This window comes from Paenibacillus sp. Y301 (assembly GCF_059445505.1).
In genome coordinates this window covers 58410-72736 of sequence record NZ_JCAIUL010000015.1, presented here as the reverse complement: position 1 = coordinate 72736, position 14327 = coordinate 58410, and the positions used below count along the sequence as shown (strand labels likewise).

The window sequence follows — 14327 nt, the reverse complement described above, 5'->3', positions numbered from 1 at the left end:
AACAAGTACAATGTTCTGCTCCCTGACTATTAATCATCCGTGCGCTTCTCGTCTTCAATCGGAACGACTCTTCCGGCAACTTCTTCAGATAGAAGCTTGCCAAGCTCCTGACTATTCCCTTGCGCATCGATCTTGCCGAAAGTATATACACCGCCCATCCAGTGATTCAAGAAATATACTGAGCTTGTAAATTGCGGTTTCATGCCCCATTCACGCTTAGCTACAGCATCATACTGCCATTTCTTGATCGCTAGTCCTTCTTCATTGACCTCGTAATACCCATAGTCGTAACCTGCATTATCGAAAATAAATCGCAAGGCTTCTCCTTCGGGGAACGTGAAAGCATAATGATGATACCCTTCACCCCATTCCAACATTGGAGCATCCCCCGAGATCTCTGGCAATTGTAACGCGATCTCGCGTGCTTCCGTAAGATCGCCGTGCATCAGCGTCTCATATTCTTGCTGGGCTGTAGGTGTTCGCACGACGACACGGTTGTCTTTCGCGTTATACTTCACGTAAGCGCCAAGCGTCTCACTGATGAATCGGAGCGGCACATAAGTCAGTCCGTTCTTGTTCACGACTGCGGCGTCAATCGGAACGGATTTGCCGTTCACAGTCGCTTTCTTCTCCCCTTCCCGTAATTTCACCATTATCTTGTTATCTTTCGTATGAAACATCACAACGCGCGTCTTCGGATCATATGCAAAAACAAGCCATGCCGAATCCGACAGAGCACGTAATTTGATCATTGCATTCCCTTTGACCATCATCGCATCGTATTGAAGCTCCCCGTTCACGAAGACAGAAGGAGCTGCTGCATACGCAGATGAACCCATGAAGAGGACACTTCCAATCAGAGCGGAAGCAACCGTGAATTTGAGCCATTGATTCCGTCTCATTACATCTCATCTCCTGGATAAAGATAGTATTCATTACTTATATTAACGCGACTGGATCGTGATAAGTTGTAGTTAGAACGGATTCATCTTTTTCAGATTACCCGATAATAATAATGGAATTGTCTGATACTCTAAAGCAAAAAACCACGTCCTTGACCCCATTGGGGCATTGGCACGTGGCTTTGTCGTGTGGTTCTTCTTACTAGTGTTTCATTGTAAAAATGAAATGTCTTTAATTCAGTCCACCAGAACCGTGAGCGAAGGGAGATACTGTACCTTGATCTGAATTTGAAAAACTTGGTAGAGTAATAATAATAAGACATAGACTAATGGCTAACAACGAAGATATCATTTTCCGCATTTTCATAAACTCCTTTAATTAAATTTTTGTATTCATATAAAGATTCAACCGATACAAACTCTCTAAACTCTTCAAACAGTTTCATACACAAAATCATAGTTGACTTATTATTCATTTTAATAGAAGATGCCAGACTTGTCAAAATATACCTACATGCAGTTACATAGCTAGACTTATTGAAATAGTAATAGGCAATTTCATAGAAAAAATTGGTATGTCTATCCATACTTAACTGATAGTTATAGTCTCCGACCTCAAAATCCAGATACACATAAGATGAAATACTGTATTGAAACTTCTGAAGAATATGATCTACATTTAAATGATATTGGTTCGCAGCCTTCATAATAATTTCTAAGCCCGGAAGAATCTCATACTCTTTTTTCTCAATATAGGATACATATTCAGGAAGTATCTCTGTGTATCCAGCTTTTAAATCAATCATATAGGCATTCGCACGTGACCACTCTTTAAACTTGATTACATACGTCTTCCCTTCTTCTCCTAATCCCTGAAACCAATTCAAATCCGCATACTGTTGATTATATTGCTTCGCTGACTTGTAATCTTTTCGACTGTCACACACATCTAGCTTCATGACATAAGCATACGCGTAATAAGCAACTAAAGGATACTTCGTCCTTCTATTCGCTTCATCGTATCTGTTAGACTCGCATTCATATTTATATATACTTGTCACTAGCATCCCAAGTTGATCAGCAATCTCATCTAATCGCTCCCACTCATGAAGTGCCGTGTACACATTACCCAAATCTCGTAATGCATCGAGTTGCTCGTCTTCAGGAAGCCGACTCAGGTAAGGATCGAACTGACTAGCGACTTTTAAATTCATGATATTATCTTGCCCTAGCTTTACTTTAAATAAGCGATATTGGCAAATTGCCAGTCTCTCAGAATGTTGATATTTCTCACCTTCAGCTACACATTCATAGAGCAATGTTGCAGATCGAGTCCAACCTTGTTGATAGAGTAACTCTGCCATATCGAATATACCTGGAATAAATGAAAGGTCTTCCATAAGTCGTTGCAGTACATCCTTAATACAATCGTACTTTTCTAGTTCAGCACATCGTTGTAGGAAAGGTCTTAATCTTCGCCAATTCGGTGGATTCGTAATGAGACATTCTTCCACATATAATACGTATAATGCCCCCTCTGGAAGTCCCATACCTGCTGTAATGAGATCCAACTGTCTAACTGCTATAGCTTTCGGTGGATTACGATTCATGATGGCACTTAGAATTCCTTTGTTCAATCCGATAGATTCTGATAAAGCTTGGAGGGTCTTTCCGTTCGTTCTTAAATATTCCTCTATCTTCGAGCGGATCGTGATGTTCACTTCCAACTAGATCACCCCCATAAAATAACGAATCGACAAAATCCATATTTTTCTATTATTTATTGTATCTGTAATTATTCCAGTGGTCAATAATCATTCTTACAGATTCGCGTTTTTAATACATTTTATGTATAAAGATAAAAAACAGTAACCCTTACGAGGGAACTGCATCTCTACTATATTTAGAGTAAGCTTCTCTTATGCAAAAACACGGCAGGTGAAATTCTTCAGAATTCCACCTACCGCTACTCTTATTTCCCAATCAACCAATCCCGTTATCTGCCTTCATCCCAAAAGTCATCACATTATTAACCTCCCCTATCAAATCCGACAATAATAGCAATTGTCTTACTTACCCTGTGTGGTTGATAACGGAATAACCATGTTCCAAGTATGGTCGAAACAATATGGTCCTTCGCCCGTACCTGTAGCGGCAAACAAGTGCGTCGGAACGCCATTTTCGAATAATAAATAGGGTCTTTCCAAATTACACATCTCTCTCTGCGTGCCATCATCCCACTTCACCATACGGGAGTACGCCTTTGGACTCGGATGAATGCTCCAATGGATGCAATCTTCGCTTGTCGCATAGACTCCGGCTCCCCATTCTCCCGTCAGACCGCTACTGCCATTCTTTAGATCATCCTTCATAAGGAGATGGAATAAACCATCGGCATGCCATAAATAAGGATCTTCGACATGCAGATCTGGATCGGAGAAATTCAAGATTGGATCATCTGTCAGACGCAGGAAGGGCCCTTCGGGATGATCCGCTATGGCAATGCCCAATTGTAATGTAGCCCCGGCATACTCCCTTGATTTGTATATCATATAGGTGGTTCCATCTGGTAGGATCGTGACCGCAGGATTCGTGGTTATGGTGCAATCCCACTTCCCCGGACGAGGCTCTAGCAACGGCGTATCCTTTCTTCTCCACGGTCCGTAGACGGATTGTGACACGGCTAGGCCAATTCTCTTATTATTCCATACTTCGGCTCCTCGTTCAGAGGAAACCGAATCCCCTGGACCCGGAATCGGTCCGCCGTAGGTAGTTCCCATATAATAAAGGTAATACGTTCCGTTCCACTGCTGGATATAGGGATTATGCTGGTTCATTCCATCGAAAAAAGCTCTATCCCTCCTTCCAAGTACCGTCTCATCGTATCTATAGGGCCCTTCGGGCGTTTCACTAGATGCCCTCACGATCTCGCAATTAAACAGCCAGTTCACACCAAATCCTAGCTCTTTGCTCCAGCGGGAAGCAAACAGATGATAGCGTCCATCCTCGCCACGCACACAGGACCCGCACCAGATATAATGGTCATCCTCACGATAGCCTCCATTGACTGGGGCAGGCAGCAATCGATCATAAATCGGATTAGTCATCCGTTATCGACCTCCTTTATCTACTTTTATCCTTTTATACTTCGCTCACTCTTATTCGCCTTTTTCATCTGTCTAAACTGGTTGGGAGATACCCCGTGTCTTTTCTTAAAAACGGTAATGAAATAGGTACTATTCAAGAAACCGATATTCTCACTGATTTCTTTAATTTTTAAAGGTGTATGAAGCAGTAGCTCTTCCGCCTCATTCAACCGTAAGTTTGTTACATAGTTTGAGAATGTAACCTTCATGTTCTCATTAAATAATTTACTGAAATACGGAACTGAGATTTGGAGTGAAGCAGCTACTGCATCAGCGGATAGATTGCCTTCCCTGTAGTGATTTTGGATGAAATCACAAGCATTTTTGACGATAACATTGCTGTCTCTATACCTATTCCCCTTTAATTCGCGAATAATAAACTCAACCAGTTCTAAGGAAAATTCGTATACTTGTTCGATATAAACAAAGCTAGTCATAGTGTCTACCAGCGAATCCTTCTGATAACTTGCATACAGTGGAAAAAAGTCTACGATATCCTTGAACTCAGTATCCAATTTCCCGCCTATTCTTCTTAATATCTCGAATATTTCTTTAATCGAGCAGCCTCTGAGTTGCTTGAATAATTTCTCAACTTCCTCCTGAGCCCCTTCCAAGTTATTCATCTTAAGTTGGCTCATTAGAGTCTGTTCGAGTTCCACGGGATTAGTGAATTGTATCTTTAATCGTGCTTGAATCTCATCATAGTAAAATACACTTTCATGGCTTCTTACATACTTATAACGTAGTGCCTCTTTTGCCGTCTCAAAAGATCGCGATAAGGATTGAGCCATATGGACATGTATGCCCACTCCTACCTTCACTTGAATGCTCATGAATTTCTCGACTTGATAGATAAATCCATTCAATTGATCTTCCATCGGATTTCCTTCATGATCATTCATGATTAGAACTAAGGAAGGATTGCCTATTTCTATTCTCTCTAGTTCATTATCGTTATGAGTAGGGAATATCCGAAGTGCCAGTTCATACATAGCATCTTTTGCGAGAGCTCTCCTAGCGTCAATTTCCCCCTCGACGATTGCTCCTTCCCCTTCCATCTCTATCACAAGTGTGCGTAGATGGGTTGGCCTCAATTGAACGCCTAGCTTGTTGAAATAACTCTCTATCTCGCTCTGATCGATATGGCTTTCATTATTGAGCAAGTCTTTGAGGAACCCTTCCTTCAACTTGTTGCGATCCTTCACGGCTGAATCTTCTAGCGTAGTCACTTGACTGATCAGTCCCTTGAATACATCACTAACATATTGAACATCATCGTAATGGTCGGACTGCGGCTCATAGGGATGACTGTATCGGATCATCTTAATGAACTGACCAAAGGGCATATAAATTTTATTAAGGATAAAAATAGTTGCAGCAACACTTATCAATAGAATGATGATAGCGCCGATAATGATATTCTTCAGCACGTTGAAACTATCTTTGGAAAGATAGGTATAGTCCGTTGTATAAATCAGATACCATTCCAGTTTGTCATTGTAAATCGAAGTAATTAATGATTTCTCACCCGATATGTCAGCAATAAAGTTATTTGATTCTTCCGTAGAATGAATAACTTGGTTAATAAATGCCTGATCCTTACTATCTTGCATGAATCGTTCTGGATGTTTGCCGTTAACAATATTCAGCCCATGTTTATCTACAATAATAAAGTTGGAGTACTCGGAACCTTCCATTGTATTAAATAGATCTCGAACGGCGTCAAGTTTCAAATTTATAAAGATCGCATTGCCATTCTTTCCACCCGAGTAGGTGAATATTAAGGAAAGAATATCGTCGTTGTAGTCTTTGGATCGATAGGTATATTTCTGTGTGTGGGGGAGAAACGTCATTTTGTTCATGGTTTTGCGTACTTCGATTAATGCCGGAGCTTCTTTATCAATCGTTCGGATATCAATATCCTTAGAGATCGAGTGGATAAACCTTTCCATAGTCCCATTGTACAAATAGACCGAATTAATAAAAGAGTTCAAATTCACTACATCATTTATTCGCGTGGCAACCTTTATGGAATCAGCTGGGCTCAGTTCATTTGAATAAAGTCCCTTAATGATCTCAGGATCATTGAGAAACTGTTCGCCGATTTGAAAGACTCTCTCATATAAGGTCTCGATATTATAGTCGGTTTGCGAGAGCAATCGCTGGTACGTATCCGATGTATGCTTATCGATAATCTGTGTATTGTAATAGTAACTAATAACGGAAACCATAATAATCGAGAACATAAAAATAACGACATTGGTCACTATTATTCGACTAAGGAAACTCAATCTCGACTTGATCAACATAGAATCATCCCTGTCATAGGTATACTAGTTTTACCATTTTTAATTGAAAGCGGTTGCATAACATATGAAAGTAAAAAGCAGTCCCACTTTTATTTATCCGAATATACTCTTTTTATCTTATGATCGTCAAGCTCCGTTATTTCTAGGACCTCCATACAGAACATGGAACAGTGCACAAATCTAAAGCACCTGAACATCTTTAATTGCAAGAGCCAGGCGCTTTGGATTTGAACTGTCCGTCTACTTTACTCTAATACATTGGCAATAACCTGAACGCTCTCCGCTCGATTTGTTACACCTTGTGGGTTAAATTGATTACTTCCGCGACCTTTAAGAAGCAACAGATCAAAGGCAGCTTGAACAGATCCTCTTGCCCATTCACTGATTAGTTGATCATCTGCGAACTGGCTTTGTTTGGATGTTGTGTCCACCCGCTTCCCTGTCTTCACTTCATAAGCACGGATAATCATGACGGCCATCTCTTCGCGGGTAATGGTAGCGTTAGGAGCAAATTGCGTCTGACTTCTTCCCGTTACGATCCCCGCTTTATAGGCAGCCTCAACGGCCGATGTGTACCAGTTATCTTTTTTCACATCCGTAAATGGCGTTGTTCCTGTCGATTGTAATCCCAGAGCTCGAACAATGATGCTTGCAAATTCCGCTCTAGTCACATTTGCTTTCGGAGCAAACTCGATATCATTTATTCCCGTAACCACTTGTTGAGCGGCCATCCTTTTGATTACATCTGATGCCCAATGCTGTTCAGAGACATCTGTAAAGCTCTTGTCATACGTCAGTAAGCCATATTTACTAAAATGATGAATTTGCGCTTCCACCAGGTCACTAGATGTCCGACCACCGACATACTCAAGTTCTCCGTTGTCCTTCACATAGTAGATGCCTGTTAGGTTCTGATGAACAGCTCCATTTGGCTTCCATTTCAATAGTAACGGTTCTACGAATTCCGTTAATAACTTCAACGTTTCCCCATCTGACCCGACGATTCCAATCGATAGATCATAGATATTTCCGACGGGTGTAATAGCAGCATGTGCATCACTTGCAGCCTTATTTAAAAGTCGTTGTGCTTCTGTATCAGACACTTTGGTGAATTTAAATGATACATAGCCCTTCTTCCCTTCACTCGCTAAACCGATCAATTGAGCAATAACAGCACTAGGCACCTCCAAGGAGACATCCTCACCCTGGAATACAAGCTTGCCTAAGCCTTTCAGTGCATCAGATGGAATAGGAATCAACACTTCAGTGATCCCCAACTGCAGCGTCACAACAGCTTCTCCATTAGTCACCTTCAGCTTATCCACAACCTGTTGTTCTGTGGAAGGCCACTTCGGTCCCGCGGTCGATCCACCTGACTTATTATCGGTCGTTCCACCTGAAGGATTACCCGCTGGAGGATTGGTCGTGCCATCTGGAGGATTACCGCCTTCAGGGTTGGTATTCCCGTCTGGAGGATTACCCGTGTCAGGATTAGTCGTTCCAGGCGTGACTGTGAAATCAATCGTGTAAGTGAGGATGGTTATACCATCTTCCGCCGTCACTTCGATCGTTGTCGTTCCAGGTAAAGCTATCGCTTGCGTTACCTTAAGAGCCGCTTTGGAATCTGCAACCGTTGCAGATACGGATGGAACCACTTTTGTCCCTGCCGGAAGAGCAATATTATACGTCAATTTGTCCTTTTGGAATCCAGCTAGGGATTGATCACCGATAACTATACCGTTTAATGTTGCATCCGTGCTGGGAGCAACGACGACTGGTGATTTAAACAATTTGGCATCAACCCAATCAGCATCATCGCCGCTCGATCCGTTACCACCATCGGTTACAATCAGCTTCAACTCATGCTTACCTGCAATATTCACACTCACCTTTTGTGCTGCGGAACGAATGCCCATCTTTTCGCTCTCAAACAACTTTTCTCCATCTGCCCAAATCTGAAAAGTAACCAACCCTTGCGTACTTTCCTGATCAACGCCTACATAGGACTCAAATATCTCGTATCCTTTTCCGTCCAAATCATAGACGATCTCAGAGTTAGCATGGGTTCCGATTCCTTTCTCATATGACTTGCTTCCCATTCCGTCGAACACCGTCAGTACATTTCCTTGGATGCTGGCGTTTGTCTTCACCTCGCCCCACCCTGTCGTTGCACTCACCCAGTTCAGATCACTCAAGTAGGTAGCGGCATCGGAATAGCTTACCGTATAATCATCATGATCATCGAGTCTCATACTTACGCTATTCGTATACGTAGCCGCTAGTGTTATAGGTTTACTGACTGAATTAGCTTCTAACCAACCAGGGTATGCTGCTGGATGCGACCATATATTATTGATTGCCAGCCTGACGGTTCCGTTTGGAAGTAGAGACCCTTTAACCGAACCATTACCGTCTCCTTGTACGGTGAGTCTCTTGCCAGATTCTCCTAACAACAAGGAGGCAATATTGAAATTGTTCTTAGAAGCGACGAAATCATTCGTTCCTCGCTGCCCTTTATCATTCTTACCGTGCGCGTTGAAATCCTTCTCATCCTGCGACCAGGCCCGTGTCGGCTTAACCCCATATAATTCAACACCTTCACTACTCGTCTTGAAGGCCGTTCCTTCATTTCTGCCGATCTGATCTTCTGGGTAGTATGACCACTGGCCATTGCGGTTCCATGTGATCCGATCTGCAGCAGCAGAGACGTCGAAGGCTACACCTATTGCATCATAGGTAGTAGGTAGTTGGGATACTGTGTAGGTCGTCTTAATCAACCCAGTCCCGTCAACATGAAGAGTGAAAGTAACGTCTGTATTCCCATAATTTCCAGCTATGTTCACGATCGCCTCATGGTCTGCGCTCGTGCTGGTAATGCTGGATAACTTCCAATCATCCAGAGAGGAGGTGAATCCCATATTCAAGTAAGGGCCTCCAGTCAGAATCGTCTCTCCTTTATAAATGCCTCTTTGGATCATGCCCGTAGCTTTGTCGAAAGTAAGGCTGAAATCCTCCCCTGTCAGGGTAATGGCAGAATCATTATTCTGAATATCAGGTGCTTGCCCTTGCGCTTCCTTGAAATGGAATGTCTTCTCACCAATAGTGAGGTTATACTCATCTACCAATCGGTCCGTTTTGTACCGATCGCTCTGATAGAATTTCAGATGGACCGTATCTCCTAACTTCCATGACCTTGCAGGAATAACCAAACTTCCGCTGCTCATAGGTTCAATAGCTGGCCCGGTTAACATTTCTGATTGTCCATTCACGGTCCATTCGACTGTGATCTCATTCAGATTGGTATGGTTATACCGATTATCTATAGGGATTTGGAGTTCATGTCCCTTGCCAGGGTTAGGCAAGGTATTGGTCTCTATGCGGATAGGCGAGTAGGCCTTCTTCACATTCCAGTACTCTGGCTTCTCCCGATTCCAAGAATCCATAAGTCCCCATTTCGCATTAAATCCGCATACTTTCTCTTCACAGAAGGTAGCTATATCACGAGAGTGCCAAATCGCGCCTCCCAGTGCTCCTTCTGAATCATCAATATGATCCCAATAACGTCTGATCGACTCTCCATAGAAGTCTTGGAAGGAAGGATCATTACTATTCCAGCTACCATAATACATGAATAGATGTGCATACTCATCGCGAATATCTGGCTTATCACCACCGCCGAACTTCAAACCGTTCTCTCCATAATGAACACTGTATAGATCATTATATTGCTTAGGTGCATTGACGCCAAAGCTAAATTTCACTGGTCTTGTTGGGTCAATTTCTTTTACATAATCATGTGTAGCCGCCACATTACTTCCCCAACTGCTTTCATTACCAAGCGACCAAATGACAAGGCTTGGATGACTGCGATCCTTCTCGATGGTCTCGGAGAACTGCCCCATGAAATAACTCAAATAATCAGAATTACTCAATCGGGAATCATTAATGAACATGACTGAATTTTCCTGCTCGACATATAAGCCGATTTCATCCGCATAATCGAGAACATATTCGAACTGCGGCCAATGTGCAGCCCGGATGTAATTGATATTGCCATCCTTCAGCTTCAGCAGCGACTCTTTATCATGCTCAATATCAACGGCAACACCGGTCAAAGCGGATGATTGATGCCAATTGACTCCACGCAGTTTGACTTCTTTTCCGTTTACAAGCATTTTATTGCCATCGACCTTAATGGATCTGAACCCAATCTTGCGAACAACCGTCTGTACGATTTCCCCGTTTACCATTACGTTGGCAGTCAGCTTATACAAGTTCGGATGCTCCGCGTCCCACTTTTGAGGATTATTCACGGGTATGCTAATCATGCTATCTGGACTTTGTGCGCTTAATGGGATGACACCCGGTGCAATCGGAACCGTATGTCCATCGGGATCAACAAGCTCAAGATTAACAAGAGATTCTTGTGAACTGTCGAGTATCATTCCTGCAGAAACCTTCAAGGTTGCATCCGTGTACGTAGAATCGAACTCTGTTTCAGCTTGCAGCCTAGTCAAATAATTGACAGGTAGTGCAAACATCTTCACTTCTCCTACCAGTCCCCGAACATGCTGGTATTCAACAAAACCCTTCTCTGCGGTAATGCCCACCGTAATCCAAGCACTCTCGCCAGGCGTCACATAATCCGTAATATCACAATCGAAGGTTGTGAAGCCACCTCGATGCGTTCGAACCAAATGACCGTTAACCCAGACTCTTGCAACATCAAAGGCAGCTTCAAATCGCAGCATCGTTTTTTGCCCCTGATAATCCTCAGGTATCAATATAGATTTCTTGTACACATTCTCAACATTTCGATCTGGAAACCAATCCCCGCCCTGCTGCGAACGGATATCAAACCCAATAACCTCTAAGTTAGCGGGTACTTTAGCGTCTGCCCAAGCAGAAGGCTCTACGTTGTTCTTCCAGAACCCTTGTGCGGGTGTCTGTGTGAATTTCCAAGTTCCGCTCAAATTGATAATCGGATTGTTTACACCTGCCACCGTAAGCGGCAATGGAGCAATGACAGGTCTTGCCCATCCATTGGTTGAGGGCCCAACAGGCAGAGTAGGCATCGCATCACTTGGATAGCCGAACACCTTAAACTCCTTAATACCTGCTTTACTGCCAAGCTCAAAGTCAGTCACTGTAATGCGAACGTATCTCCTTGCCGCATCAAGGAAAGAATCGGTAAGGACTCCACTGCGTCCTGCATAACTCAATCGGTCAACCGCTGGATACCAATTCAAGGCATCGGAGGACACTTCAATTTTATACTTGTAATTCTTGTTGTCTTCTCTCCATGTCACTTCGGTACCTGTTAATTCATAACTCTGACCCAAGTCGACTTGAAGCCAATTATTCTTGTTTGAATTATTAGAAGTCCATGATGTCTCTAGTTGGCCGTCTACCGCATGCGACGCAGGATTGGCTGCTACCTCGGAAGAAGCTGTAGCCTGCTTTCCAAGTGCGGCATTCGTGACTGACTTCGTTATGCTGAATGGAAAGGTAAGTACTGTGCTTGATGTCGAACCTACAGCTACATAAGCTCGAATCGCTAGATCGTTCGTAACTACAATTGGATGGCTATAAGTCTGTTTCGTTGCCGAAGTCTTGGGATCTGTCCCATCTGTCGTGTAATGAATGACAGCATTCGTAACAGAACTTAACAAGGCAACTTCCGTGTTCTCCTCAACCGTCCCCGTAGCAGGATTTGTAGACAGAGCCACTACTTGATAGGAATGAGATGTGACAATGCTGTCTGCTTTTCCATCCACCTTGGCATATGCTTTGAGTGTTACAGCAGTTTCAGCATCTACGGCATTCCCTATTAGCGGGAATGGTCCTGCATATAACTTCCTGCTATCGGATATGAGAGGATCGCTTCCATCCGTCGTATAGTAAATCGATGCATTTGGCTCTGAAGCTGATAAACCTACCAGAGTGCCCTCTGATACATCTGTGTTCAGCATCTCGATTTGAACTGGCATCGCATTTGAAGTGTTGTAAAGTTCGAATTCCCAGATTGCAGCCGCTCCACCTACGTGAGCCATTTGATGCAATCGGACATACCTCGCGTTCTGTGCAGGGAATTTATACAATTGATCATCGGTATCCTTATTGTTGTTTTCCGTTACAACCGTGGTCCAGTCAGTCCCGTTCTCTGATACATCAATTGTGAATTGCGTTATATAGTTATGATGGTCCGGGTTTTTACGTAAAACAGCATAATTGACAGGTTGTAGCTTCCCGAAATCGACGATCAGATCCCATAGGCCGAATTTCTCCGGTTGAGCATACGTACTCAGGCTCCCATCGATTGCTCTTCCTGCCACATTGCCCCATCCCGCGGGTACAGTCATCGTTGCAACAGCGCCGCTTGCAAGATTAGGAAAGTCCTTTAAATCCTCTACTTCTTGCACCTTATAAATGAAGCTCTGCATCTCCCCTAGGTTTCCACCGATCTCATCGATGGCAATCGCGTTGATGCTCACATCATAATTAATCGTTAGTGGTTCCGAATAGAGTAATCTGCTAGGCGATATGCTCGGGTCGCTCCCATCAACCGTGTAATAGATAGAAGCCGAAGGAAGGCTTGCGCTAAGCGTTACCTTCTTCCCTTTGTTCACCGTACTCGATTCTGGCGAAGCCGTTAGCTTAGGTACAAGAACTGTAGTCGCATACAGCTCTAACTCACCTATTCGTACAGCTGGCCAATCTGACCCTTCTGCAGCTTTCTTCGTCACGTGAAGCCGAACATACCTGGCATGAATAGGCGTCGTAAGTATCCGATCCGTAACCATCATCGTATTATTGATTACGGTATCTGCGGTAAGCCAAGGTCCATTCCCATCACCAGTGCTGTATTCCAGTTGGAAATCCCTCGTGTTCAAACTGCTGCCACCTGCGTGCTGGACAATCCATCTGGCTATATTATGTTGAGCTCCAAGATCCACGACTGCCCACTCATCCGTAATCGGATTGGTTCCGAAGCCCGTATCGCTTGTCGACCACATGGTTTTGGTAGAACCATCTGTCATCAAGCTCGGCGAATGCTGAGGAAGTGAGCTACTGGCGGTCACGCTCTTTCCGAGCGCTAGATTATCCGCTGACACTTCTTCTTCTTTAACTAGACTGTACGTGAAGGTCTTGATTTCGCTTTGAGCTCCGCTCGCCTCATCTATCGCGACTGCCATGATTGTAATGTCACTTTCAATGGTTAGTGGTTCGCTATACATAAGTTTCGTTAGCGAAGTTGTAGGATCACTTCCATCTATCGTGTAATAGATGACAGCCGTAGGTGGTGAAGCGTTAAGCTTCACCATTGTCCCCTTCACGACCGTACCAGAATCCGTATCTGCCGTTAACGCAGGGATATCCACAGCAGTGGTCGTGGAATAGAGCTCGAATTCACTTATCCTTACCGCCGGCCATTCCACACCATCTGAAGACTTCTTCGTCACATGAAGCCGAACATATCTTGCAAGGATGGGCTCTGTTAACGTTCGGTCTGAGATATCAGCTGTATTGCCCGATACCGTGTCCGCCGTATGCCAAGGCTCACCCTCCTCAGCAGTGCTGTACTCAAGTTGGAAATCACTCGTCACTAAAGCACCAGGGCCACCACTCTTGACAACCCATCTAGTAATATCTTTGTCTTCGCCAAGATCGACCGTTGCCCATTCATCGGTAATCGGACTAGTCCATTGACCGGTATCGCTCGTTGACCACATCGTATCTATAGAGCCATCTACCATATAGTCGGGCGAATGTTGTGACAGCGAACTACTCGCTGTCGCCGTTTTACCCAAAGCTAAGTTCACGACTTCGGTATCCACAGCTGCTGAAACTTCATTAGTGCCATTGCCCCACGACACAAAGCTGCTTGATATAATCGCGAAACATAGAAAGAGATTGAAATATTTCCTTCCTCTTTTCATACTAGATGGACCCCCTCAGCCTTTAATTAG

General features: G+C 43.7%; 5 protein-coding genes. All 5 read right to left on the bottom strand.

Annotation, left to right across the window (positions count from 1 at the left end; translation table 11 throughout):
* Positions 1 to 29: 29 nt before the first annotated feature.
* On the bottom strand, positions 30 to 902 hold the full coding sequence (locus AC1D69_RS20645) for a copper amine oxidase N-terminal domain-containing protein (protein ID WP_495458021.1): 873 nt from the start codon (positions 900 to 902) through the stop codon (positions 30 to 32).
* A 326-nt stretch (positions 903 to 1228) separates the two neighbouring features.
* Positions 1229 to 2629: a transcriptional regulator gene (locus AC1D69_RS20640; RefSeq protein WP_495458020.1), complete on the bottom strand. Its 1401-nt coding sequence runs from the start codon at positions 2627 to 2629 to the stop codon at positions 1229 to 1231.
* 342 nt (positions 2630 to 2971) lie between these two features.
* Positions 2972 to 4009, bottom strand: coding sequence for a glycoside hydrolase family protein (locus AC1D69_RS20635; RefSeq protein WP_495458019.1), 1038 nt, complete (start codon positions 4007 to 4009; stop codon positions 2972 to 2974).
* Positions 4010 to 4035: 26 nt separating this feature from the next.
* Positions 4036 to 6357, bottom strand: coding sequence for a helix-turn-helix domain-containing protein (locus AC1D69_RS20630; RefSeq protein WP_495458018.1), 2322 nt, complete (start codon positions 6355 to 6357; stop codon positions 4036 to 4038).
* A 245-nt stretch (positions 6358 to 6602) separates the two neighbouring features.
* The gene (locus tag AC1D69_RS20625; protein ID WP_495458017.1) at positions 6603 to 14297 is read right to left on the bottom strand and encodes a discoidin domain-containing protein; all 7695 of its coding nucleotides are present in this window, start codon (positions 14295 to 14297) and stop codon (positions 6603 to 6605) included.
* Between the last annotated feature and the right edge of the window lie 30 nt (positions 14298 to 14327).